Source organism: Pseudoalteromonas sp. MSK9-3, assembly GCF_003590335.1.
GTDB lineage: Bacteria > Pseudomonadota > Gammaproteobacteria > Enterobacterales > Alteromonadaceae > Pseudoalteromonas.
Genome location: NZ_MIET01000023.1, coordinates 121586 through 146795 on the forward strand (window position 1 = coordinate 121586; position 25210 = coordinate 146795).

The following is a 25210-nucleotide window of genomic DNA, read 5'->3' on the forward strand; positions in this document are numbered from 1 at the left end:
CGGTTTTACAATGAGAAGGTTGTTTATTATGAGTGTCGGGGTTTATTATTAATAAAAATGTTAAATGGAATGATTTTATGAAAAATGCCTCGTTAGCGGCGCTGGGTGTTGCACTCGCATTAGGTTTGAGCGGCTGTAGTGAGCCCCCTGTTGAAAATAATGCATCAAAAGCTGTGGCTGAACAGCCACAACCTACGCTCATTTCTGGCATTGAATTAGCCAATATGGACAAGTCGGTACGCGCACAAGATGACTTTTATTACCATGTAAATGGCAATTGGCTTAAAACGACAGAAATACCGGCTGATAAATCAAACTATGGGTCATTTACTGCGTTGTATGATGACTCGCAAAAAGCGTTACGTACTGTTTTAGAGAGCGCCGTTCAGAATGCTTCTATGGAACAAAGTGATGATGAGCGTAAGCTTGCAGGTTTTTATAGTAGTTATCTTGATGAAACGGCCAGAGAAGAGTTGGCATTAGCGCCCTTAAAGCCTTACTTAGAGCCGGTAAAAACGCTGAAAGATAAAGCCCAATTGCCTAATGTTATGGCCAAGTTGCTACTTCAAGGTGGAACCAACCCATTTGCTTGGTATGTAAATAATGACGCAAAGAATTCTAGTGAGAATGCGCTCTATTTATATCAAAGCGGTTTAGGGTTACCTGACCGTGATTATTATTTAAAAGACAGTGACAAGTTTACCAATATTAGAGCGCAGTACGCGCAATATATAGAACAAGTATTACTTCGCACCGGTGAACAAAAGCCCAAAGCCGCTGCTGCGCGCATCCTAAAGCTGGAAACGGCAATAGCGACTGCACAGTGGTCGAGAGTAGCAAGTCGTGATGCCACAAAAAGCTATAATAAGCTGTCGTTAAATGACGCCAATGCATTGATCCCCGCATTTGATTTACAAGCCTATTTCTCAGCTGCAGGTTTAAAGGTGAATGAGTTGGTCGTAAACCAACCGTCGTATATTGAGCAGTTATCGCAAGTTGTGGGTGAGTATTCTCTGACTACATGGCAGCAGTACCTGACTTTCCACTTTGTAAACAACCATGCCGAGTTATTAAATAAGGAGATGGTGGACCTGAAGTTTGACTTTTTTGGTAAAACATTACGCGGTGTGCAGGCACAAGCGCCTACATGGAAAAAAGCCGTAGACGCCAGTAATGAAGTGTTGGGTGAGCTACTGGGGAAAATATATGTAGAAACTTACTTTCCCCCTGAAGCAAAAGCGCGTATGACTGAGTTAGTCGATAATGTCATTAAGGGGTTCGACTATGCGATTGATGACCTTGAGTGGATGAGCGCAGAAACAAAAGTTGCGGCCAAAGAGAAGTTAAGTAAATTTACCCCTAAGATTGGCTATCCAGATAAGTGGCGAGATTATTCTCAATTGCATATTGATGCTGATGATTTACTGGGGAATTATGTTCGTTATACACAGTGGGCTTATGCTGATATGGCCGCTAAAATTGGCAAACCAGTAGACCGCTCTGAGTGGTTTATGACACCGCAAACAGTGAATGCTTACTACAACCCTGTAAATAACGAAATTGTTTTTCCTGCTGCTATTTTGCAACCTCCTTTTTTCAATCTTGAAGCCGATGATGCCGTTAACTATGGTGCTATTGGCGCTGTAATAGGTCATGAACTAGGGCATGGGTTTGATGACCAAGGTGCAAAATATGACGGTGAAGGAAATCTTCGTAATTGGTGGAGTGAGTCTGATTTAAGTCAGTTTGAAAAGCGTGGCAATAAACTGGTTGCACAATATGCACAGTTCAAACCATTCGAAGATGCCCATGTCAATGGCGAGTTGACATTAGGTGAGAATATAGGTGATTTGGGCGGTTTGACTGTATCGTACAAAGCGTATCAGTTAGCTTTAGCTGGTAAAGCTTCACCTGTGATTGATGGTTACACGGGGGAGCAGCGCTTCTTTATGGGCTGGGCACAAATATGGCGTCGTCAATATAGAGAGGAAGAGCTTCGCTCTAGGCTGATGACGGACTCTCATTCTCCGAGCCATTATCGTGTCATCGGAGTGTTACCTAATATGCCTGAGTTTTATAAAGCGTTTGATGTAAAAGCGGGCGACCAAATGTATATCACGCCAGAAGAGCGCGTTAAAATTTGGTAGCTTCCATACTTTAATAAAATTTAATTGCCATAGCCCACTGTTTAGTGGGCTTTTTTTTAATTATTTTGTAGTTACAGCTTTGTTCAGTAAATATTGATAGCGCTGTCATTTTTGTTTTTATATGATGAAGCTAATGTTAATAGTGACTGAACACTTTACGCTCATATTTTAATATCGAATAATTGAGTGTAAAGGTGTTTACCAAGGAGCAAACCAATGACCTTTAAGCAACACATGCTAGCGAGTCTATTGATAACGACGCCGTTGTTCGCCAACGCTAACTTATCACAATCTCAATTAGACTCTTTTACACAAGGCACAAAACTTGTATTTGCCGCAGAAGATAATTTTCATAATGGTGCCTCGAGTCTTATTGCATCAATGACTTTGACCAATGAATCGGATATTGCGCTTGGTAAAGGCAAGTCTGACTGGCAAATCTATATACACTCTGTGCGTAAAATACACAGTAAGTCTGCAGCAGGGTTTGACATTGAGCACATTAATGGTGATTTACATCGATTTGTTCCCAATGATAATTTTGCGGGTTTAGCGGTTGGCGAGAGCATCAAAATAGAATTTGAAGCTGCTGTGTGGGTTGCAGCATATAGTGACTTTATGCCTCGCGCATTTATGGTGTCACAGCAAAATACCCCAGCTATTTTTGCAAATACAGACACAGAAGATTTTAAGCAATATATTGCGCCATTTGAGCGAGAAAACCAGCTCAGACGATATAATGATCCTGTTGATAAAACTCAGTTAGCGTCTGCTGAATTACGCTACGAAAGAAACCTTTCATCAGTGTCGATAACAAAAGAAGATGCGTTAAAACGTATTATTCCTCAACCGCAAAAAGTAGACTTTAATCGTGGCAGTGCGGTGCTAGATTCAACGTGGGAGTTGCGTTTTGCAGGTCGCTTAACGTCTGAGGTAGCTGTTTTCAAGGATGATTTAGCCGATTATGGGTTAGAGCTAGAGAGTAAAGCAGACCATATTAAAGCCTCTAAAGCGCCTACCATTTACTTAAAAGTAGATGAAAGCTTAGCTGACGGTGCAGCTGAAAGTTATCAGCTAGAAATAGATGATGATAAAATCGAGATCGTTGGTAGCGATAACGCTGGCGTATTTTACGGTATTCAAAGCTTATTAGCGCTCTTCCCTGCAGGCAGCAAAAATACCATCACTGTGCCTAATGTTGAGATTGAAGATACGCCAAGGTTTGTATGGCGTGGCATGCACTATGACAACGCACGTAATTATCATGGCAAAGATGCACTGTTTAAATTAGTAGAGCAAATGGCACGTTATAAGCTGAACAAGTTTCATTGGCATTTTTCAGATGATGAAGGTTGGCGTGTTGAGATCCCAGGCTTACCAGAGTTAACTGAAATTGGCGCTCATCGTTGTTTTGACTTAGAGGAGCAGCGATGCTTACTCACTCAACTCGGCACTGGTCCGTTCAAATCTGGTTCAGGTAATGGTTATTTATCAAGAGAAGATTTTGTTGAGTTACTTAAGTTTGCCAATGCCCGTCATATTCAGATCATTCCTGAAATTGAAGGCCCTGGTCACGCGCGTGCTGCAATTAAATCGATGGAAGCTCGTTATAATAAATTAAAAGCACAGGGTAAACTTGATGAAGCTAAAGCATATTTACTGACAGATCCAAAAGATGAATCAAAATACATCACGGTGCAAAATTACACCGATAATTCATTTAATGTCTGTTTAGACTCAACGTATGCCTTTATTGAAAAAGTAACTTACGAGCTGCAAGCTATGTATCGAGATGCAGGCACTCGCCTGACTAATTTACACTTTGGTGGTGATGAAGTCGGCAGTGGGTCGTGGACAAAATCTCCTGCGTGTGATGCATTGTTTAGCGATGCAAATAACGGCATTGCAGGAGCGGCAGACTTAAAACCTTACTTTACGCAAAAAGTGGCGCATATCTTAGCCAAGCGCGGGATCTCTCCTGGGGCTTGGGAAGATGGGTTAATGTACGACCGAGTTAATCCATTCAAACGAGATGAGTTTCCAAATCAAACTTTTACAGCAAACGTATGGGATAACATTTGGGAATGGGGTGTTGCTGATCGCGCTTACCGTTTAGCTAATGATGGCTATCAGGTTATTTTGTCACACGGTACACACCTTTATTTTGATCACCCTTATGAAGCTCACCCTGAAGAACGCGGTTATTACTGGGCAACGCGTTTTATCGACACCAAAAAAGCATTTAGCTATATGCCAGATGACGTATACGCCAATGCAGACTTTACTCGCACACGAGAGCCGATTGTGAACCTTGAAGCCTTGGTTGGCAGAGCTATGCCAAAGCTTGAAAAACCAGAAAATATCTTGGGTATGCAAGGTCAATTATGGAGTGAAACCATTCGTACTGAAGAGCAGGTGTTAGCGATGATCTTCCCACGCATTCTTTCAGTGGCGGAGCGTGCTTGGCATAAAGCGAGTTGGGAAGGTGATAAGATCGCTGCAAAGCCTTTTGCGAAGGATTGGCAGAGTTTTTCTGCGGCGTTAGCTGTGAAAGAAGTCCCGAAGTTAGTTTCAGCTGGGGTTGATGTGAATTTACCTGTCCCAGGTGCGATTCGAAAAGGTAATACAGTCTATGCAAATAGTGCATTTCCTTACTTAAGCATCGAATATAGCCTAGATAACGGGACTACTTGGGCAAATTATGCAGATCCGATCAGTGTAAGCAATAACGCTGCGGTGTTATTAAGAACCCGATTAGATGATAAAAATGCAAGTAGAATCACAGAGTTAAATTAAATCCAAGCTGGTTTTCACTAAAAAAGGACCGCTTGGTCCTTTTTTAGTGAACTGAGTGGTTAAATTCTAGCTAGTCAAAAGTTAAATTTTAACGTAAAGTTAAATGTCAGCGCTGTCATTTTTCGTGGCAGCCTTAAAATGCATCAATTTTGGTTGACTGAAATATGGGTGCCTAATAACTATACAGAAAATATTCTGAACTTATTCCTAGATCTGCCACAAGGTAGATCTGTAGTATATTAATTAGCAACAAGAAGAAACTTATGGAAGCGACAGTGGAAATTGAAGATAAAGTGAAGCAGAGTATCTGGCTCCCTATGGTGCTCGCTGGGTCAATGTTTTTTATTCTAGGGTGTATAACCTGGCTTAACGGTGCGATTACCCCATTTTTACAGCAAATGCTTGAATTAACGCCGTTACAGGCTTCTTTCATCATTTCCTCTTTTTATATTGCTGTGACTGTCGCAGGTATTCCTTCGGCTATGCTAATTAAGCGTGTAGGTTATAAAAATGGTATGGCGCTTGGCTGTATTGTAATGGCTGCATCAGCGCTTATGTATATTCCTGCTGCAAAATTGCAAATGATAGAAATCTTTTTGTTCGCGCAGCTGATGATTGGCGTTGGACAAACTATTTTGCAAACGGCAGTTAACCCATATGTTGTTAAAATGGGCTCAGAAAAGTCAGCTGCAGTGCGTGTATGTATTATGGGGCTGCTGAATAAGTCTGCGGGTGTAATAGTGCCAATTATCTTTGCGGCGGTTGTGGTAAGTGGTGTAGTAGAGCCTGGTGCACAATTATCTCAAGAACAAAAAGATGCGATGGCAAATAGTTTGATTATGCCTTACATCGGCGTTGCTGGTCTTATTTTCTTATTTGCTGTTTTTGCTAAAATAGCCCCTCTTCCTGACTTGGTTTTTGAAGAATCAGGCAGTAATGGTAAAGGCGAATTAAAAGAAGCATTGAGCCACCCTCATTTAGTACTGGGTGTTATTGGTATTGCATTGTATGTTGCGGTTGAAGTTATTGCTGCAGATACCATTGGTTCTTATGCATTGCAGCTTGGTATTGCTGATTATTCTGTAATGACCTCTTATACTATGGCATGTATGTTAATTGGTTATGCCATTGGTATTGCACTTATTCCACGCTTTATGTCGCAACAAAACGCATTGGTTATGTCGGGTATTGCAGGCATCGTTACTGTATTAGCGGTTGTGATGGGCAGTAACGAGTCGTTTGCAATTTCGAACATATTACTTGTTCCATTTGGTGGACCTCAATTACCAGATCCGTTATTGTGTATAGCATTACTTGGTTTTGCTAATGCAATGGTTTGGCCTGCAATTTGGCCACTGGCGCTAAATGGGTTAGGTCGCTTAACTGGCACTGCATCTGGTTTACTTATCATGGGTATTGCCGGTGGTGCGCTAGGTCCATTATTGATTGGTCTAGGTAATGTCGCAGGCTTAGGCGCACAAGGTGCTTATAGCTTAATGATACCTAGTTACCTATTTATTTTATTCTATGCTCTTAAAGGTCATAAAATGACGAGCTGGAAATAACTGAATTTCTATCTGTAAATAGAAATAATCCCGTGTGTAATGCCACCTTTTAGGTGGCATTTTTTTTGACAAATATAAAGTAACTATTCAAGTCGGTTTTGCTGAGGCAATGATGGTCTTTCTTTTTAATTAAGACAATTGATTAAATTTCTAGAAAGTGTATTTTTTTACATCCTTGCTTTATACCAATTACATTAGTTGAAACTAGCCTTTGGGGTAAGCTTTGCGTGTGTAGACTTCTAATGCTATTAATACTTTCAATCAATGTGTTCTAAGTTAGACCGCCGCTCTCAACAACAGGGTTAAAGGCTTTAAGGTCGCTATTGGCAAGTGTCTGACGCTTACTGTTCAAATGACAGTGAGTTTAGATGTATGGAATTGGTGTGAAAGCTATGGACCCTGAAACCAGTTCAGGGAGACTGTGTGGTTATTTAGGCATGAGACTTATTTAGGCATGAGATTTAGTTAAATGGCAGTCACACAGGAACTGTTACTGCCCAGCCTTTGTTAAAGGCTCAGATACCGCTATCAGACGGATCTATCAGAGGGAGCTATTTTTACCCGAAACGACTTAAATGAGGCATTAAGCTTCTGATGTAGGTCCAGAGCTAGTGCAGCTGCGCTCACCGTTTTTTAATCCTTACATTCTTCACTGTTTTCATTTTTGTCTTTCTGATCTAGGTAGGAACAAGAGCAACTATATTCACCACTTTCCATCTTTATATTTTCAGTACCATCACTTTGTCTTCCTGATGCAGGTTAGGAACAAGAGTAACTATGCTCACCACTTTTCATCTTTATATTTTTAGGTTCGTCATTCTTATCTTCGTGATGTAGGTCAGGAACTTGCGTAGCTGCGCCCTCCATCCTTTTTACTTTTGTCTTCCTGACGAAGGTCAGGATCCAGAGCAATCGTACTACACTATTTGTTATGCTTATTGATGTAACCATATGACGAATCGGATAAAAATAGTGAACGACTGTATTTTGTTTGCTCTTTTCTTAACCTGTTTTAATGCTGTTAAGCTTAAGTGTATTGAAGTATGTGTCCTTCATCGATCTGAGATCTCAAACCAACGTTTCTGAGCTTTTGTATTTTTAGGGGGAGTTACACGCTTTTTATAAAAAGAAGCAAGGGAGTTAACTAGAACACAAAACTAATAGAGTTTTTGTTACATAGCTTGTTTGAACCGTTGTGTAGCTTTTCATGAAGCATATTTATACCTGCCCAAGGCATTCATTATAGGGTAAGTTGTAAAAAATAAAGGTATGAGAAAATAAAACTAATTACATCAATATTTTGTGATGTTTAATTCGTAGTAATTAAAAGGGATATCATGAAGATTAAGAACAGTATTTAATTTTTATTAGAGTGAACTCTAATAAAAGGAGAAGATGGGGCGACTGATGGGGCTCGAACCCACGACAACCGGAATCACAATCCAGGGCTCTACCAACTGAGCTACAGCCGCCACAACACACCTCGTTTGGTGTGGCGCGCATAATACATAATATTTTGAGTCTTGCAAAGAGAAAAATGCAATTTTTTCCAAAAAAGGAAAAAACCAAAAAAGTCATCCCATACAGCAAATATTCATATAGGCTATGTATGATCCAACAAAACTATTATAAGCGCTCTCAAGGAGGCTCTATGGAAACCATCGTCAACTGGATAAATGAAAACTCTGATGTGTTGTTACACTACGGGATTCAAATTATTCTCGCAGTTATCATTCTATTAATCGGTGTAAAAGTTGCCAAGTTCTGTGCGGGCCTCACTGAAAAGGCCTTCTCAAAACGTAATATCGACAAAGCCGTTGGTGGCTTTGTAGCCAATATTATTTATGCTTTGGTATTCGCTGCAACCATATTGATGGCGCTTTCTCAGGTAGGAATACAAACGACTTCATTTGTTGCTATTTTAGGTGCTGCGGGCTTAGCTGTCGGCCTAGCATTACAAGGCTCACTATCGAACTTTGCTTCAGGTGTATTAATCATTATGCTGCGACCGTTTAAATCAGGGGATTTTATTGAGGCCGGCGGTAAATCTGGCAGTGTTGAAAAGATAGAGATATTCTCAACTGAATTACGTACACCAGATAACAAAGTGATCATCATGCCTAATTCAGCGATTATGTCTGGTGCCATTGTTAATTATTCGAGAGAGAAAACACGTCGTATCGATTTAGTCATTGGTGTGAGTTATGAGGCTGATTTAAAACAAGCGAAGCAGGTTCTACAAAATGTATTAGATGCAGAGTCTAGACTATTGAAAACCCCCGCATATACCGTAGCCGTATCAGAACTTGCCGATTCAAGTGTTAATTTTGTAGTACGCCCTTGGGTTAATACATCAGATTATTGGCCAACGTATTTTAGTTTGGTAGAAAATATTAAACTCGCCCTTGATGATGCGGGTATTGCCATTCCATTTCCGCAAATGGATGTTCATCTTCATAAAGATTCTCAACAGTAAGGTTATTTAGTAATGAAAGTTAAATTGTTATCTATGTGTGTTTGTACGGCCATTGTGACATCGGCACAAGCTGCGGATACAAAAGAGCAAAAAACATGGGATGTGACCAGTGAAGTTGGTGCGATTATTACCAGCGGTAACACAGAGACTACGACACTAAAAGGTGGATTGAAGGCGAAGCACCACTTAGAGAATTGGCATAACGAATACAAAGTTAATGGCATCTATAAAGAAGATGAAATTGAAAGTGACGGCCGTAAAATAGACAAACGAACAAATGAAAAGTATGGATTGTCGTTACAAGGTAACTACAAGTTAGGCACTGAAGGCAGTCATTTATTTGTTCTAGGCTCTTATGTGTCAGACTATTTTGGCGCATATCGTAACGAAGCACTGGCATCGGTCGGTTACGGTCTTACATTACTTAATAGTGATGACATGAATTTGAGCTTTGAAATTGGTCCGGGTATGAAGTGGTTTGAGTACGGCAGAGACACTACAGATGATGAAGGCAATTTGATCGAAGGCCAGTCTGAAAGTGAATTTGTAGGCGTAGCTAAAGCAAATTACGATTGGCAAATTTCAGAGAATGCAAAGTTTACTCAATTATTTGCGGTAGAAACGGGTAGCACCAATACGAAGAGTATCTCGGAATCTGCGTTGCTAACTAAGATCAATGGTTCTTTACAGATGAAGGTTGCCTATAACATCATCCACAATTCAGACGTTGATGATAGTAAAGAGAATACCGATACAGAAACGTCATTGACCTTAGTTTATAGCTTTTAATTATTACAATTTCACACATAAATGGGGCCATTGGCCCCATTTTTTTTATAGTGAAAATACGGTATGATGCGTCGGTTAACTCACGCACTTAATTTATAAGGGTATATTTGTGAAGTTCAGTAAATTAGTCGTTATTGCGACGCTGTTATTTTCATTAATTTATATAAACATGGAAGAAGCTGTGGCTGCGACTCCGAGCGCCCAGCAAATGGAGCAATTCAAAAAGCTACCAAAAGCCCAGCAAGAGGCACTTGCAAAAAAATATGGCTTTAATCTAAAGGATTTGAAAGGAAAACAAAGCGATGATAAAAATACTGAGCTTCCTGAGTCCACGATTGAACCGCGAAGTAAAGAAGAAATTGAAGCGGATGAATTAGAAGACAAGTTTAAGCCAAAAGAAGATGAGTTAAAACCATTTGGTTATGAGCTTTTTGAAGGTGAACCTACCACGTTTATTCCGACTGAGCTTGCCGCAATCCCTGATACTTATTTAATTGGTGTTGGTGATGAAGTTAAAATTAATTTGTATGGTAAAACCAGTGAAGAGCATGAAGTTCAAGTTGATCGCGAAGGGCGTTTAGCGATCCCTAATTTATCGCCGGTACATGTAATTGGTTTATCATTTCGTGAGTTAAAAGAACTGGTGAAGAGCAAAATATCTGAAGAAATGATAGGTGTTAGAGCCTTTGTTAGTATGGGGCAGCTTAACGCCATGCGCATAATGGTTGTGGGTGAAGCATATAAGCCAGGCAGTTATACAGTATCTCCTTTGGCAACGGTAACTCATGCGTTGTTTGTCGCCGGAGGCGTTAATGAATTGGGTTCTTTGCGAAAGATTAAGGTGAAGCGCGCAGGTAAAGAGATCACGACATTTGATTTATATGACTTATTGTTGTTTGGGGATAGCTCAAAAGACGTAAGCTTAAAACCAGGGGATGTGGTATTTATCCCACCTGCTGCGAAAAAGATTAAAATTAAGGGCGAGGTAACGCGTAAAGCTATTTTCGAGCTTGTTGAGACGGATGACGCACAAAGTGTCATTGCGATGTCGGGCGGCTTTAAAGCGAGTGCAAACAAGAATAAAGTGGTTGTATCGCGTTTTAATGGGTTTGGTTCTCGAGTTACATTGAATGTGAACTTTAATAATGCAACACAGTATAAGCCAATGAATGGTGATGAGATTGTTGTTAATCCAGCTTCTCAACGGATGAAAAATACCATCACGTTAATTGGCGCAGTAACAAGCCCTGGTAATTATGAGTGGCATAAAGGTAAAACAGTACGTGACGTATTTACCAGTCCAAGAGATGACATTTTACCGATAGCTGACTTCTCGTATGCGCTGGTTATTCGTGAAGTTAACTTGGAAGGAGATGTTGAGGTTTTACAGTTTTCTCCAGAAAACATCTTAGTGGATAATGAATCTAATCTAGAACTGAAAAGTAACGATACGATCATTGTATTTAGCCGATATGATCTAAAAGCCGATGAAGAAGCCACGTTGAAAAGTTTGGCTTATAGTCAAGAACAGCTAAAGCTAAAAGAAAATATAGAGTTATGGGAGCAATACGAACGTGACGAGTTCCTTAAGTTCATTGGCGTAAAAGAAGATGATGAATTTGACTTTTCCGAAGAGGAAGAAGAAGTCATTAGCAGTATAAATGCGTTGTTTGAAGAAGATGACGAAGTCAAAGAAGAAGAGTATGCCGTTTTTAGTCGTCATAACCTTTTAAAGCCTATTATTGCGAAGTTGCAAAAGCAAGCTACTGCTTCAGACCCAGCAAAATTGTTTGCAGTAAATGGTAGGGTTAAATTTCCTGGTGTGTATCCTTTACCAAATAATGCCAACTTTACCATGGCTGTTGCAGCCGGTGGTGGCTTTTTAGAATCAGCCTATTTAGAAAAGGTAGAGCTTACGCGGGTTCACGCGAATGGTCTGAAGCAAGTTGAGCATATCCAATTTAATGCACGTGCTGAGCTTAGCGCTGCCAATCACACATTACAAAGCAAAGATACTGTTAATATATTCCCTAAGCCAAATTGGCATGAGCGATTAGAAGTAGAAGTAGTTGGTGAAGTGATGTTCCCTGGTACTTACACAATTCAAAGAGGCGAGACGCTAGAGAGCTTAGTCAAGCGTGCTGGCGGTTTCAGTGAATTTGCCCATAAAGAAGCCGCAATTTTTACGCGTGAATCAATCAAGCGTAAAGAGAAGTCACAAATCCAGAGATTAACTCAAGAGCTAAGACGAGATATTGTCACCAATAGCTTTCAACGTCAAAGCAAGACTTCTAGCGCTGAATTACCTTACGACGATTTAGATCAAATTTTAAAAGACTTATCAAAAGTAGTAGCTGTGGGGCGACTGGTGATTGATTTAGACAATCCTTCGTCACAAAGCCTGCAACTGGAAGGTCAAGATGCACTCTATATTCCAGCTATTCAAGATTCGGTCAGTGTGATTGGTGAAGTTAACCTCGCATCAACCCATATTTATGATGCGAATAAAGATGTGAGTGGGTATATCAAAGCCAGCGGTGGATTTAAGCAAAAAGCAGATGAAGACCGTATTTATATCATTAAAGCCAATGGTTCCGTTGAGTTGCCGAACAATCGCGGTTCGTGGTTTGCTGTTAATGAAGGTAAAAATATATTGTCGCCGGGGGATACAATAGTAGTACCTCTTGATTCACAACACTTAGATAGTTTAACACTTTGGAGCACTGCGACACAGATTATTTACCAATTAGGTTTAGCTGCTGCGTCAATTGCTACGCTTAATAAGTAATAGTTTACAGTAGTGTTATATAAACCTAGCTTGAGATCAGATATAATTTCAAGTTTCACACTTAAAGCCGATGGGTAGAGTTTAGATACATGGTTATAGTTTTTGCATTGTTAGCATCTTATTGTTCTATTTTTATGATTAAACCGCTAGCATTAAAGATTGGTTTAGTCGATTTGCCTGACAGTCGAAAAAAGCACGTAGGCGCGATCCCATTGATTGGAGGGGTTTCGATTTTTAGCGCTGTTTTAATTTCAATAATGTTTTTTGTGCCACTTGAAAAAAAGTTACTTATATATTTAGGGTGTGCGACTGCCATTGTTGTATTAGGCGTTGTTGATGATTATCGTCAATTAGGTGTGAAAATTAGGTTATGTGTGCAGAGTATTGTAGCGTTAATTATGATGTGGGGGTCTGAATTATATATCCATAATTTGGGTAATATATTTGGTCTTGGCAGTATTGAGTTAGGTTGGTTTGGCATCCCATTCACCGTGATTACCGTTATTGCTGCAATTAATGCATTTAATATGATTGACGGTATAGATGGGTTGGCGGGAGCAATGAGCATCATTACATTCTCCGCTATCTTACTATTAATTGCCGTCAATGGAGGTGAACTTAGTGTTTTACCTCTAATCATCATAGCAACAATTGTGCCTTATTTAGCATTTAATTTGGGTGTTTCTGGGCATAGAGGAAAGAAGATATTTATGGGGGATGCAGGCTCAATGTTTATTGGCTTGAGTGTCATCTGGTTACTCATGATATCGACCCAGCCTGAGAGCAACAGTGCCTTCCGGCCAGTTACCGCATTATGGATAATTGCAGTTCCATTAATGGATATGCTAGCAATTATTATTCGTCGCCTGAAAAAAGGACAATCACCTTTTAAGGCAGATAGAGATCATTTACATCATGTATTCATGAGGATAGGCTTTAGCTCTCACAAAGCGCTAATTAGTATTTGCATTTTTGGGTTAATGCTTGCTTCTATAGGTGTTCTCGGAGAGCTATTGTTTGTACCACAGTGGATAATGTTTGCTTTATTCATCGCTTTTTTTGTTAGTTACTCTATGTGTATTCAACATGCATGGAAAGTCGCTAGGTTTATTCGTAAATACTTATCTATAAAAAATAAACGTAAGGTAGATCTAAATGAAAATAAATAGTCGTATGAATTCAGGCTTTACGATGATGGAGCTATTGATTGTTATCGTTATTTTAGGACTATTGATGTCGCTTGTGGCTCCCGATTTCTTTAAAAGGCTGAGTTCTTCAGAGCGGAAAATTGCAGCAGCTCAAATGGCATCTTTAGAAACGGCAATTGACACATTCAGACTTGACGTAGGTGCTTTCCCTAAGTCTTTAGAAGAACTAAGAAGTAGTGAATCACCACGTTGGGACGGTCCATACCTACCGAAAGCTGTACCTCTCGATCCCTGGAATAATCCGTACTATTATAAAACCCCAGGAGAGAATGGCGCAAATTATACTTTAATTTCTTTTGGCAGTGATGGAAAAAAAGGCGGTGAAGAGGCCGGCGCAGATATAGTGCATCAATAAAATGACTTTAATAAAACTTTTAACGGAACAGTTTGATATATCGAGCACCGATATAGAAAAAGCACTCTCTTATCAGCAGAAATATAGTGGCAGATTAGAAGATATATTGGTAAATATGGGAAGCTTACCTGAAGAACAAATTCCCACTTTATTATCTAGATACCTCAATATACCGCTACTAAATATGGATGACTATACAAACTTATCACCTCATGAAAACATAGAGTGTGAAAGCTTAAAACTTTTTGCCGAACATAAATGGGTGCCTCTGGAAGTTAATAGTGATAGGTGGCTGATTGCTACGAAGGATCCATTAAATAGTGTGATGTTAGACTGGATTGGTAAGTGTTCTGTTGATGTTGAACTGCTAATAGCTACAGAAAGTGAGATCCAAGAGTTAAATCATAAGTTGATTAGGCAAGAGGCTTCAGACAACTCATCTTTAGTGACCGATGAAGAAAATAAACTACGGGAGCTAGCCTCCGAAGCTCCTGTAGTAAATTTATTAAACTCATTGATTAGTCGCTCTTTACGAGCAGGGGCCTCTGATATGCATTTAGAACCATTTAAAGGAAAGTACCGAGCTAGGTTTCGTGTGGATGGTGTATTACACGAGTCTGAAGTGCTTGCTGCATCAATGCAGTTGCCAATCGTTACAAGGTTGAAAATATTGGCTGGGATGGACATCGCTGAAAAAAGGCGTCCCCAAGATGGTAAGATCGAGATGAGAATAGCAAATCAAGAAATTGATATTCGAGTTTCAGCTTTACCTGTGAATGAGGGCGAATCGATTGTAATGCGATTCTTGAAAAAGGAAAGTGTGCAATATGATATGTCCATATTAGGTCTATCAGAGGACGTCTACCAATGCTTGCAATTGGATATAAAGAAAACAGCAGGGGTTGTTTTATTGACTGGCCCTACAGGCTCAGGGAAAACAACCACGCTATATACATTCTTAAATTCATTAAATAATGAAGATGTTAAAATTATAACACTTGAAGATCCTGTGGAATATCAGCTAGATGGTGTCAATCAAGTTCAGGTGAATAGTGATATTGGGTTTGATTTCTCTGCTGGTTTAAGATCTGTGGTTCGTCAAGATCCTGATATTATTATGTTAGGTGAAATTCGCGACAAAGAAACAGCTCAAATTGCTCTCCAGTCGGCGCTTACTGGGCATTTAGTATTCTCTACGGTACATACAAACAATGCCGCAAGTGCCTACACTAGACTACTAGATTTAGGTGTTGATGAGTTTTTACTCAACGCCGCCTTAATATCAGTTGTTGCACAACGTTTGGCTAGAAAGGTGTGTAGCAATTGCTCAGGGCCTGATCCTGAGGAAGCCGCTTTAATCGAAAAGTATAATTTACGCTCAATTGCGAGAGAGTTTAATGTAGATACTATAAAACTGAAAAAAGGAGCCGGTTGTGCGATTTGCGACAATACGGGATATAAAGGGCGATTAGCTATCACAGAATACTTAGCGTGTGATGACCATATTAAAGCATTTAGAAAAGATGCAGACTTTATATTAAACGCTCAAAAACACAACAAAGCGCTGAAGAGAAGAACATTAATGGAAGACGGATTTTTCAAAGCTATTGTTGGAGAAACGACTATAGAGGAAGTCATAAGGGTTGCTGGTTAATGGCTACATATAGTTATAAGGCTTATGATGCATCAGGGGGTAAATGCAGTGGAGAAATTGACGCAAACTCTATATCTGATGTTCAAAATGCACTGGTATCTGATGGGCTTTTTCCATATGAAATTAAAGATATTAGTGTAGATAAACCATTCAACCTTATCCCTGAAAAAGTTACTTTGGCTGATCTTGAATTTGTGACATCTGAGTTAAGTTTATTATTGTCTACAGGTGTGCGCATTGACAGAGGGTTAGACATAATACGGAAAACAAAAGCGAAGCCTGTGTTAGCCAAGCTTTTAGCTGACTTGAGTAATAGTCTAAAGCAAGGAAATACCTTATCAAGTGCATGTAAAAAGCACCCTCAGGTATTTGATAGTTTATATTGTAATTTAGTTGCGTTAGGCGAAGCATCCGGTGATTTAGCTGGTGTTTTTTCTCGACTAGCAGATAACTTAAAATTTAGAAGAGACTTAAAGAAAAAAATAATTAGCGCGTTAACCTATCCTCTTGTCATTTTAATTGTCTGTTTTTCTTGTGTATTTTTTATTTTTAATGTCATTATTCCAAAAATGGCAGAGATGTTTACTCAAGCTAAAAGCTTACCTTGGTATACAGAAGCCATGTTGCGTACAAGTGAGTGGATGGTTTCGAATCAACTATTTTTATTATTGTTATTGAGTGTATTCATCAGCGCTATAATGGTGGGTATGAAAAATGACAAGTTTGTCAAATGGTGGCACCAGGTATCCTTAAAATTGCCATTATTAAGTGTCGCAATTGAGACAACGGAAAGGATTAGGTTTAATACAGGGCTATCGTTAATGCTAAAGTCAGGTCTACCTATTGATAGGGCTCTTGAACTCGCCACCGGTAGTATAGTAAACCATTTTTTAAATAATGAGATGGATATAGCAAGGAAAAAGATAAAAAGAGGGGAGCAGTTGACATCCTCACTTAAACAGACATCGATTTATCCACCTTTCTACGTATCATTACTTGAGGTCGGTGAAGAGTCTGGCAATTTGGAAAGAGTATTCGATGAAATAGCAAGCCGTTCAAAGGATGATTTTGACACGTGGACAACCAGATTAACTTCATTACTTGAACCTTTGATGATTCTTTTCATGGGTGTTTTTGTCGGAGGGGTCGTTGTCGTTATGATGCTAAGTATGATTTCGATTAATGATGTTGGTTTTTGATATTTACGATATAAGCGAACAAAGAGGCTACACCTTGATTGAGCTTCTTGTTGTATTGACGATCGTAGGCTTACTAATGGGTATTGTAGCGCCGCTTTCTATACATGGAGTTAAAAAAGCTGAGGCCAAAGTAGAGTTCCAACAGACTGAAAATTGGCTTGTTGGCATCGCTAATGAAGCTTTTTTAAAGGGTGAAAATTATAATATTATGTTTGAAGGGCGCTCCGCTTTTGTTTTTCATAAAGAAAATGTGATAAAAGAAAAAAAATTCAGCTACCTAACTTTCCCAAAACAAGGGTTGACAGTTAATCATTTTGGAATTCCTTCCTTAAATACCGTTTCTGTTCAAAATGGTAGCAAGGTATTAAAGTTGAGTCTATTACAGTCCTATGAGTAATGGAAAAGGTTTTACGCTCATAGAGTTACTAATATCTGTAGTGATTTTATTTACTTCTATACTAATGGTTTCTCAAGTATTTCGAGGTGCTTATATTAGTAGTGAGAAAGCAACAAATTATGTTGTTATGTCAGCTGCTATGGTGGGGATTTTCCCCTTAGTAACTGAACAGCTAAGGCTTCAAGACTTTCAAAGTATGAATGCATCTGGAAGTGGAAGCAACGGAAGTGTTGAATTTAGCTGGGAGGGGAGCGTTGTGGATGAGACTCGTGTAAGTAATGATTTATCTACCGAATTCACAGGTCACGTAACGTCTAGTAACTCATATAAACTTTGGTTAATTGATTTAAAGGTGTCAATTAGCGACAGAAGTTCTAATTATCAATATCACGAGGTGACTTGGGAAAATGAATAGGCTTCTGGGGTTTACCTTAATTGAAATGCTAATCACAATATCGCTGTTAAGTTTAGTTCTCGCTACTGGAAGCTTTACTTACTTACAGTTGACTAATCGTTGGGATCGACAAATAGATAATTTTGAGCTCGAAGCTGCAAATGCTCGACTGATTTTTCAAGTAGATAGCTTAATCGACGGAGTTATTCCATATATTGTAAGAGACGAAGAACTCAAACCTAGCATGTTTTTTGTCGGAGGTAAGTATAATCTATTAGCAGTTTCAACTAATGGATTAGCCACAGGTCATACAGAAGTGTTTAGGCTTACAGTTTCTAAGCTTGATAATGGTTCATTTGAACTTATCTACCAATCAATCCCCCTTAAGGAAATTACGCTTAGTAGGATAGATCAAGAAATTGACTTCACTAATAAATTAATTTTAGCAAAAGGGTATGAAGGAATTAATTTTCTCTACTTTGGATGGGATAAAGTTAGCCATAAGGTTGCTAGAAGTAATAGTTTTCAACCGAATTGGCATGAGCAATACTTTGGCAGTAATAGTGATATGATACCCCTTAAAATTACTACTTTATTTAATAGGCACAAATCGCTGGGTGAATATCAGATTACATCAGTGTTAGATAAGCACTCGAATGAATGGTTCCGTTATTATATACAGTCAGAAATATGAAACAACAGTTTGGCATAGCATTATTACAAGTACTGATTATTACAATGATACTATCTACTGTTGCGTTGTTCATTACTAAAACGGCGAAGCAACAGATTGCGTATGCATCTTTATTCAATGATAAGACCGCTGCATTAGTTTTATATCGTGATACAAGGTCAAAAGTTTTATATAAATTATTGACTGAAACGTCGGCGCCTACGGAAATACCCGATTGGAATGTATATGGGCGACCGTTTTCTGTGACCAAAAATGCGTCTGTGTGGGTTCAAGATTTAAGCGGTATGCTAGATATACATTACATTAATCAGTCTAAGTTTATGAAGTTATTAGAGTCACTGGGGTATAATGAAGATGAAGCCTTCGAGGCGTTGAATAAAATTAAAGATTGGCAAGATGAAAACCGCATATCTTTGTATTTTCATCCTGAACCAGATTACAAAAATGGTGCCATCCATGATACCTCTGAGCTTTACAGGCTTAACTTAAGGGAGGATTTAGTAAATATGATGAAGAGTAATAGTACTGTTCATAAAGGGGGGCGGTTTAATCCAATGAATTCCCCCGATTCTCTTTTAAGGGGGATATTACCAAGTAACGTTGCCGAACAGGTGATTGCAGAACGTACTACTAGTGACTTCTCAACGAGAAGGTTTTCGATTATAACTGGTATAGTTGAAAGCGATAGGGTTGTTTTATACACATCTAATAACTTTCAGGTCAATATTGAAGCTAAAGTTGGCACTGCTGTTATTGCTAAAAAGGAAGTATTCAAACTAAAACCAACAAAAAATTCTCCCGTAAACGTAGTTGAGAAAGTGGTCTATAAATATGATTAATAATTTGCGAATTAAGTTTTATAAATGGTTTTTTAGCCGATTTGTGTCTTATTATAGTTGCTCGCGCCATTATCGTTTTGTATTTAAAGACGAAGAGGTACTTTTTAAGTCATCAGCTGTAGGTAGTTTATTTCAAATTATTGCAAGGGCAAACACAGTAGAAAAAAAGGAGGTGTTTCCACTCTCTTCTGGCAGTGAGGTAAATAAAATAATTAAGCTTAGAAAAAAGTTTGAGCTGAGTACTCTTTCTTTCTATCAAGCTAGTTACCTCTCCGATAGTACAGTAGTAAACTTTTTTTCTATGGATTCAGATGTTCCCCATGCCTGTTTTTTGATACCTGAAACACAGGTACTTTCATCGGGTTTATTTGAGCATACAGTCTTAGAGGTTAAATCGAATCGCCCTTATTTCTTGGCTAAGCATAATGGTACTACTTACTCTACATTTTTTAGTGAGCTGATTACCGAACCTGAACGTTTCGGGGCTTCAATTGGTCTAAGTTTTAGCCAAGAAAAGACTATCGATGAAGCGCAGCTGCCTTTAAAACTGTTCACATCGAGCTTAAATATTAAAAAACCATTGTTATTTTCTTTTTTTAATTCTTCTTATATTAATACATTTATACCTTCGCTAAAGTTGCTGTTGTTAGGCGTATCAGCTACTACCGGACTTTACATTCTGATTTCTTCGCTGTTTCTAATTGTAGAACGGTCAAATGTTGAAGCAAAAATAGAGACAATGGAGGCTGATGTTGAATCTTCACTCACGCTGTTTCAGTCCGTCAATGACTTAAAGGCTCAGGTTAGCAAGATTGAACAGGTTACTAGTGGTTTATCGTTGATATCCCCATTGTTTTTAGTGGTTAAGCCTCTGTTTAATGTTGCTGAAATTTCTTCTATTAAGCAAGTTGATGGGCGCTTTGTACTAAAAGGTACAGCAGCGAGCGCGCTTAATGTATTTGAACTCTTAATTGCGAGCCCATATATTGAAGGCCCAAAGTTTGATTTACCGTCAAGGCGCTATAAGAGTAAAGAGGAATTTGTGATCAGTTTTAAACTGTTAGTATTGGAAAGTTCAAAACAGCAATTGAACACGAGTATAAAATGAAAAAAATTTTACAGAAACACACCTTACTACTTTCTGTTGTGTTAATTTTGGGGGCTATAAGGTTTATCATTATACCCATAGTGACCTGGCAGGCTTCAACAATACAGAGCATTGAGCAGCTAGGTGAGAAATTTGCAAAAACCATGGCTGTGGTTGATGCAGAAGAAATATATAAAGAAAACTTGAAAGAATATAAGCGATTATTTGAAGAGCACTCAGCTTTGATTGTTAATTACAATGACGAGAGTACATTCAGAGTTGAAAAACAAAAAAAGCTAGAATCTGAATTTTCAAAGCACAGCCTTGATATTAGCAACATTGGTTGGCAACCCAGCCTCCCTATCGGAGACTCAGGGTATACCGAGCATCAAATTATTGTGGGCTTTTCGGGAACGTTAGTGGGTTTTGTGCATATTATCACTTATTTAGAGTCATCTTTACCGAAGGGAGGGATACATAATTTAAGTGTTGATTTAACTCGGCCAGACAGCGATGGCACAATAAGAGTTAGAGGTGTTGTACATATTTCATATTTTATGAAGGAAGACAAATGAATCGATATGTTCTACTTATAATTATAGGCTGGATGTTTTTTTTGTTTTCAGATGCTGTAACCCGGCTAACTATTGATAAAGCGAATTTACAGTCCCCTAAAGACTTTGTTGTCAATTCTGAATATATTGTGCCAGTTTTGTCTGATAAATTACGAAAAAAAATTGAAGCTAATTTCCAAACTTTGATGTCCGATGAACGTAATGAAGATGATTCTAGTTCTAACTGGCCTACAGGAAAGGAGCAAGAGCAGCAATCTGGCGAATTATATGAGTTTTTTATTAACGACACGAAACTTATCTTAAAAGCTATTATTGTTGGTAATTCCAGTAAGTATGCATTGGTCGAGCGCCATGATAAAGATAATAGTGTCAATATGATTAAATTGTTTCACGGGCAAACTGTATCTGAATTTGAAGTTAATATTGATACTAGGTTGGTTGTTTTTACTAATGGTAATAGAAAAGTGATTTTAAATATGTTTCATACCCAAGAAAGTCGTCAATTATGAGGAAAATAATGAACTGTAAACAGTTGATCCCTTATGTAGTGCTACTGTTATTAACGGCGTGTAATTCAGTGAAGGTGAGTAATGTCAATGAATCCTCTTACCTTAATACAAGCAATACCCCTTCTTCTGCTGAAGTCCTGCCAGACTCAGGTCCGTTAAGCCCAACAATTAAAGCAGAACTGCAAAGGGTAAAAGGGTTTGAAACGAAAGGTGATACGAGCGTTCAAGAGCAAAATTTAGCCTTGAAATTTAGTAGCAAGGAATTACTTAAGGTTACAGTAAATGCTTTGCACGTAAATGATTATTTGCATTATGTTTTTGGCGACTTGTTGGGTGTGAGTTATGTTTTAGGCGATGAGCTAGCGGTTGCGGAAGATACTATCACCTTAAGTCTACAAGAGCTAATTTCAAAACGTCGCTTATTTACATTAAGCGAAAGTGTTTTAGAAAGTAAGGGCATAAAGATCCGCTATAATAACGATGTTTATTATATTTATTCAGATAAAAGCGGGTCGCAAGGGAATATAGCGTATGGTTTTGGTAGTCGCATAGAGGATGTACCAGATACCACGGCAGATATCATGCAAATGGTGCCATTCAAATTTGGCATGCAAAGTCAGATAAGTATGGTTTTACAAAGTGTAGCTCAAATTCAAGTTATCCCAATGATCCAACAAAATGCATTTCTATTGAGAGGGAAAAGAAATGAGATCATCAAGGCGCTACAATTTGTAAAATTAGTTGATAGGCCCAGCTTGAGTAGTAGAACTATAGGAATTTATAAAGCTGTTTTCGTTTCTGTGGATGAAGTTACGGATAAGCTTCCAAAAATTTTGGAACAAGAAGGTATCACTGTTGCTAATGGTAATGCAAAAGATAAAGCGGTGTCATTAATTTCACTTAATAGAACAGGAAGTGTGGTTATTTTTGCTCCTAATGAAGTGATTTTAGAACGCATTATGCTCTGGGTGAAGACTATTGATCAGCCTGTAAGCGGTGATGAAAAACAGTATTATGTGTATCAGCCTGAATTTTCACGAGCTACAGATTTAGGTCATAGTTTAAGTTCATTGATAGGTAGTAGCAGTGGGCTATCGAATACATCATCGGCAAGAACTGAAGAGGTTAATAGTTCTTCGGATGGGAGTAGATCTTCACAAGGCGTTTCAGCGAGTAATAAAGAATTGAAAATGGTGGTGGATGAGCGAGCAAATTCAATTATTTTTCACTCAACAGGGCAGGCGTACAAAAAGCTACTGCCTTTAATCAAGCGTTTAGATGTTTCGCCAAAGCAAGTCGTATTAGAAGTGCTTATTGCGGAAGTAACTTTGACAGATGAATTTAAACAAGGAGTTGAATTTGCACTGTCAAATAAGGATAGCGCAACCTCTACAGGTTTTTACAATTTAGCATTTAAAAATGGGTTAACCTATACGTTGTCTGGATTAGATGGTAAATACGCTGTCTCTTTATTGGAGACGAATAAGAAGTCTAATATTGTTTCAAGGCCAACGTTAGCTGTTCGAGATGGCGTAACGGCGAAAATAAATATTGGTGACTCTATTCCCATAGTTGGAGAGATTGTAACGGATCCTGTGAATGGTTCTCGTACTTCTACAGAATATAGACGAACAGGCCTTGATTTAGAAGTGACCCCAACGGTAAATGCTCAAGGGGTAATTATAATGAATATAGTGCAAAAATTTAGTAATCAAATCCCCGGGGACAGTACTACTGCAGGTAATCCAACAATTCTTGAAAGGAATATTGCAACAGAAGTCATTGCTGGAAACGGACAAACTATTTTGTTAGGAGGTATGATTAGTGAGAACAACACTGATAATGATAATAATGTGCCTTTTTTCTCAAGCATTCCTATATTGGGAAACTTATTTAAAGGCGTTGACGATTCAACGTCAAAAACTGAGTTAGTCGTATTAGTTACACCTAGAATTATAGAGTCTACTGTAGAATGGCAGCCTTTATATCAAGGCTTTAAATCTCGGTTAACGGAATTAAATCTTGGTAACTAAGTTAAGATAGCTATACTGTTTCTGGCTGTTTTTAAGCAGTTGTCGATGGTAACTGTTTTGTTTTGTATTAAAACTGAACAATCTTAGTAAATATAAATAGTTGACAACTAAAATTCATAGATTAGACTAGGCATTGATTTGACTAGATGTCACTTTAGGTGACGGCCTAGGTGAAAGTCATATTATAAAAATTGGAACCTAAATTTTTGCGTTCCTGTTTCATGAAACTTTGGAGAATGGAAAACATGTTCAAAAAAACATTACTTGCTCTAGCTATAACTGGTTTTGCTGGTGTAGCATCTGCGGCAACAATTAACGATGGTGGCGCTTCTGTCAAGATCTCACAAGAAGGTAGCGTTAATGAAGCTATGTTCACATTGGCGCCCGTTGTAGTTCGCGCTGGTATTGCAAATGGATACTCAGTTGGTGACAAGCTTGTTTTCACTTTCACTAACGATAAGTTTGATATTTCTACAGCTGCAACTTTAGTAGAAGCACAAAAGGACGGAGCAGTAGCAGGCGATTCTACACCTGACCTTACTTTTAGCGGCCCTGCATATTCGGATGGCAATACTGTAACATTCACTGTTACCGCACAAACTGTAGCTATGGCTGTAGGCGACAAGTTAACACTTGGCGGTATTAAGTTAGAAAAAGCTAACTTACTCGCTGGTGGTAAAGTTAACGTAGATTTTAAAGTTATTTCAAGTGTAAATAACTCTGATTATGAAGCTAAGTCTGCAACTATTGTTGAAGTAGCAAATCAGATTGAATCTAAAGTTACAACTAAATTCGATGCTGTTGTTGACGTGAATGCTGAGCGTAAACTTTTTGTTGAAGCTAACTCTACAAAAGTACTAGATATTTTAACTGTTGAAACAACAGACGATGCTGCTGTTACTCTTGGTGCAGATGTAAATAAAGTATCTTACACTGTATACGGTGACTTCAGCTTTGTTGACACAAATAACGATGGTACCGCTGATTATGCAATGACTGTAACGAATGCAACTGATGAAGCATTTGCTAAAGACTTCCAGTCAATTACGTTTAGCCACACAGCTGGTGCAAGTCATGACGTATCTGTAACAGCTACAGCTACTGCAACACCGACATTGATCCCAGTACAAACGTTCACTGTTGATGCTACAGTATCATATGATCCAGAAACTGAGAACACTGGCGGAACAGATAGCACTGAAAAAGTTTCAGGTCTTGACGCAGGTGAGTGGAAATTGAACGGTGCATCTGGTTCAATCGCATTTTTACCGTTTGGCTCTGAGTACGCACGTTCTGTAACTGTATCTAATACAAGTACACTTGAAGGTGAGGTTACAATTGATCTAATCGCTGGTAACAAAACTTATACTAAAACAATTGCAACTAAAGCTGCTGCTCAATCTGTAACTAACATCAGCGCAGATATCAATGCTTTTGCTGCTGAAAGTGGCATCACAGGTAATGCATCTGTTAAAGTAGTTGTAAACGCACCTGATACTTCAGTATCAGTAACTGGTGTTTACTACCACATTAAAGACGGTGACCGTATCTTAGTTCCTACTAAGTAATTTACTGTTTTTTAAAAAAGCGAGCTTAGGCTCGCTTTTTTTATATTAACAATTCACTACATTTCTTTCACTCTAGAGTTCTAGACCCCTCAGCTTACTTTTGTTACTATGCGAAAAATTTTGTTCTAAGAGCCGCA

General features: G+C 38.6%; 19 protein-coding genes and 1 tRNA gene. 19 read left to right on the forward strand and 1 reads right to left on the reverse strand.

Translation table 11 applies throughout. From position 1 onward, the window contains the following. The first annotated feature begins 77 nt into the window (after window positions 1–77). The 3 genes from BGP78_RS08450 to nagP all read left to right on the forward strand — a co-directional run bounded on the left by BGP78_RS08450 (window position 78) and on the right by nagP (window position 6508). Window positions 78–2147 (forward strand): M13 family metallopeptidase, encoded by a 2070-nt coding sequence (locus BGP78_RS08450; protein ID WP_119860988.1) that lies wholly within the window; start codon window positions 78–80, stop codon window positions 2145–2147. A gap of 216 nt (window positions 2148–2363) precedes the next feature. Continuing rightward, window positions 2364–4943, forward strand: a complete 2580-nt coding sequence (locus tag BGP78_RS08455; protein ID WP_119860989.1) for a family 20 glycosylhydrolase — start codon at window positions 2364–2366, stop codon at window positions 4941–4943. Window positions 4944–5206: 263 nt separating this feature from the next. Beyond that, entirely contained in the window at window positions 5207–6508 is a 1302-nt protein-coding gene (gene nagP / locus BGP78_RS08460) for an N-acetylglucosamine MFS transporter NagP (RefSeq protein ID WP_119860990.1), read from the forward strand. Window positions 6509–7904: 1396 nt separating this feature from the next. On the opposite strand, the gene BGP78_RS08465 is transcribed toward nagP, so the two are convergent. Then, a tRNA-His gene (locus BGP78_RS08465) sits at window positions 7905–7980 on the reverse strand. 179 nt (window positions 7981–8159) lie between these two features. On the opposite strand from BGP78_RS08465, the gene BGP78_RS08470 reads away from it, so the two are divergent. From BGP78_RS08470 to BGP78_RS08545, 16 genes are all read left to right on the forward strand, one after another. After that, window positions 8160–8984, forward strand: coding sequence for a mechanosensitive ion channel family protein (locus BGP78_RS08470; protein ID WP_119860991.1), 825 nt, complete (start codon window positions 8160–8162; stop codon window positions 8982–8984). 12 nt (window positions 8985–8996) lie between these two features. Then, on the forward strand, window positions 8997–9773 hold the full coding sequence (locus BGP78_RS08475; protein WP_119860992.1) for a YdiY family protein: 777 nt from the start codon (window positions 8997–8999) through the stop codon (window positions 9771–9773). Between the two features lie 169 nt (window positions 9774–9942). Continuing rightward, window positions 9943–12561 carry an SLBB domain-containing protein gene (locus BGP78_RS08480; RefSeq protein ID WP_182912255.1) on the forward strand — a complete coding sequence of 873 codons (2619 nt, stop codon included), beginning with the start codon at window positions 9943–9945 and terminating at the stop codon, window positions 12559–12561. 89 nt (window positions 12562–12650) lie between these two features. Further along, a complete protein-coding gene (gene wecA / locus BGP78_RS08485) occupies window positions 12651–13730 on the forward strand; it encodes a UDP-N-acetylglucosamine--undecaprenyl-phosphate N-acetylglucosaminephosphotransferase (protein ID WP_119860994.1) in 1080 nt (359 codons plus the stop codon). Further along, window positions 13717–14124 (forward strand): type II secretion system major pseudopilin GspG, encoded by a 408-nt coding sequence (gene gspG / locus BGP78_RS08490; protein ID WP_182912251.1) that lies wholly within the window; start codon window positions 13717–13719, stop codon window positions 14122–14124. Before wecA ends, gspG begins: the two co-directional genes overlap by 14 nt. A gap of 1 nt (window position 14125) precedes the next feature. After that, window positions 14126–15778 carry a GspE/PulE family protein gene (locus BGP78_RS08495; protein ID WP_119860995.1) on the forward strand — a complete coding sequence of 551 codons (1653 nt, stop codon included), beginning with the start codon at window positions 14126–14128 and terminating at the stop codon, window positions 15776–15778. Next, on the forward strand, window positions 15778–16977 hold the full coding sequence (locus BGP78_RS08500) for a type II secretion system F family protein (protein ID WP_119860996.1): 1200 nt from the start codon (window positions 15778–15780) through the stop codon (window positions 16975–16977). Before BGP78_RS08495 ends, BGP78_RS08500 begins: the two co-directional genes overlap by 1 nt. After that, window positions 16961–17374, forward strand: a complete 414-nt coding sequence (locus BGP78_RS08505) for a type II secretion system protein (RefSeq protein ID WP_119860997.1) — start codon at window positions 16961–16963, stop codon at window positions 17372–17374. Before BGP78_RS08500 ends, BGP78_RS08505 begins: the two co-directional genes overlap by 17 nt. Next, window positions 17367–17789, forward strand: coding sequence for a prepilin-type N-terminal cleavage/methylation domain-containing protein (locus BGP78_RS08510; protein WP_119860998.1), 423 nt, complete (start codon window positions 17367–17369; stop codon window positions 17787–17789). Before BGP78_RS08505 ends, BGP78_RS08510 begins: the two co-directional genes overlap by 8 nt. Next, window positions 17782–18462, forward strand: a complete 681-nt coding sequence (locus BGP78_RS08515; RefSeq protein WP_119860999.1) for a type II secretion system protein J — start codon at window positions 17782–17784, stop codon at window positions 18460–18462. Before BGP78_RS08510 ends, BGP78_RS08515 begins: the two co-directional genes overlap by 8 nt. Next, window positions 18459–19301 carry a type II secretion system protein GspK gene (locus BGP78_RS08520; protein WP_182912252.1) on the forward strand — a complete coding sequence of 281 codons (843 nt, stop codon included), beginning with the start codon at window positions 18459–18461 and terminating at the stop codon, window positions 19299–19301. Before BGP78_RS08515 ends, BGP78_RS08520 begins: the two co-directional genes overlap by 4 nt. Then, window positions 19294–20409, forward strand: a complete 1116-nt coding sequence (locus BGP78_RS08525) for a hypothetical protein (protein ID WP_119861001.1) — start codon at window positions 19294–19296, stop codon at window positions 20407–20409. The genes BGP78_RS08520 and BGP78_RS08525 overlap by 8 nt, the downstream gene beginning before the upstream one ends. Then, a complete protein-coding gene (locus BGP78_RS08530) occupies window positions 20406–20963 on the forward strand; it encodes a hypothetical protein (protein ID WP_119861002.1) in 558 nt (185 codons plus the stop codon). The genes BGP78_RS08525 and BGP78_RS08530 overlap by 4 nt, the downstream gene beginning before the upstream one ends. Then, window positions 20960–21472 (forward strand): hypothetical protein, encoded by a 513-nt coding sequence (locus tag BGP78_RS08535; protein ID WP_119861003.1) that lies wholly within the window; start codon window positions 20960–20962, stop codon window positions 21470–21472. Before BGP78_RS08530 ends, BGP78_RS08535 begins: the two co-directional genes overlap by 4 nt. A gap of 8 nt (window positions 21473–21480) precedes the next feature. Further along, entirely contained in the window at window positions 21481–23505 is a 2025-nt protein-coding gene (locus BGP78_RS08540; protein ID WP_182912253.1) for a secretin N-terminal domain-containing protein, read from the forward strand. Window positions 23506–23750: 245 nt separating this feature from the next. Continuing rightward, window positions 23751–25073 carry a hypothetical protein gene (locus BGP78_RS08545; protein WP_119861005.1) on the forward strand — a complete coding sequence of 441 codons (1323 nt, stop codon included), beginning with the start codon at window positions 23751–23753 and terminating at the stop codon, window positions 25071–25073. Window positions 25074–25210: the final 137 nt, after the last annotated feature.

Coding starts and splice junctions, on each gene's coding strand:
- gspG (WP_182912251.1), top strand. CDS start 13,717: ATGAAAATAAATAGTCGTATGAATTCAGGCTTTACGATGATGGAGCTA.
- BGP78_RS08520 (WP_182912252.1), top strand. CDS start 18,459: ATGAAACAACAGTTTGGCATAGCATTATTACAAGTACTGATTATTACA.
- BGP78_RS08510 (WP_119860998.1), top strand. CDS start 17,367: ATGAGTAATGGAAAAGGTTTTACGCTCATAGAGTTACTAATATCTGTA.
- BGP78_RS08515 (WP_119860999.1), top strand. CDS start 17,782: ATGAATAGGCTTCTGGGGTTTACCTTAATTGAAATGCTAATCACAATA.
- BGP78_RS08500 (WP_119860996.1), top strand. CDS start 15,778: ATGGCTACATATAGTTATAAGGCTTATGATGCATCAGGGGGTAAATGC.
- BGP78_RS08480 (WP_182912255.1), top strand. CDS start 9,943: ATGGAAGAAGCTGTGGCTGCGACTCCGAGCGCCCAGCAAATGGAGCAA.
- BGP78_RS08455 (WP_119860989.1), top strand. CDS start 2,364: ATGACCTTTAAGCAACACATGCTAGCGAGTCTATTGATAACGACGCCG.
- BGP78_RS08540 (WP_182912253.1), top strand. CDS start 21,481: ATGAACTGTAAACAGTTGATCCCTTATGTAGTGCTACTGTTATTAACG.
- BGP78_RS08535 (WP_119861003.1), top strand. CDS start 20,960: ATGAATCGATATGTTCTACTTATAATTATAGGCTGGATGTTTTTTTTG.
- BGP78_RS08525 (WP_119861001.1), top strand. CDS start 19,294: ATGATTAATAATTTGCGAATTAAGTTTTATAAATGGTTTTTTAGCCGA.
- nagP (WP_119860990.1), top strand. CDS start 5,207: ATGGAAGCGACAGTGGAAATTGAAGATAAAGTGAAGCAGAGTATCTGG.
- BGP78_RS08470 (WP_119860991.1), top strand. CDS start 8,160: ATGGAAACCATCGTCAACTGGATAAATGAAAACTCTGATGTGTTGTTA.
- BGP78_RS08495 (WP_119860995.1), top strand. CDS start 14,126: ATGACTTTAATAAAACTTTTAACGGAACAGTTTGATATATCGAGCACC.
- wecA (WP_119860994.1), top strand. CDS start 12,651: ATGGTTATAGTTTTTGCATTGTTAGCATCTTATTGTTCTATTTTTATG.
- BGP78_RS08475 (WP_119860992.1), top strand. CDS start 8,997: ATGAAAGTTAAATTGTTATCTATGTGTGTTTGTACGGCCATTGTGACA.
- BGP78_RS08545 (WP_119861005.1), top strand. CDS start 23,751: ATGTTCAAAAAAACATTACTTGCTCTAGCTATAACTGGTTTTGCTGGT.
- BGP78_RS08450 (WP_119860988.1), top strand. CDS start 78: ATGAAAAATGCCTCGTTAGCGGCGCTGGGTGTTGCACTCGCATTAGGT.
- BGP78_RS08505 (WP_119860997.1), top strand. CDS start 16,961: ATGATGTTGGTTTTTGATATTTACGATATAAGCGAACAAAGAGGCTAC.
- BGP78_RS08530 (WP_119861002.1), top strand. CDS start 20,406: ATGAAAAAAATTTTACAGAAACACACCTTACTACTTTCTGTTGTGTTA.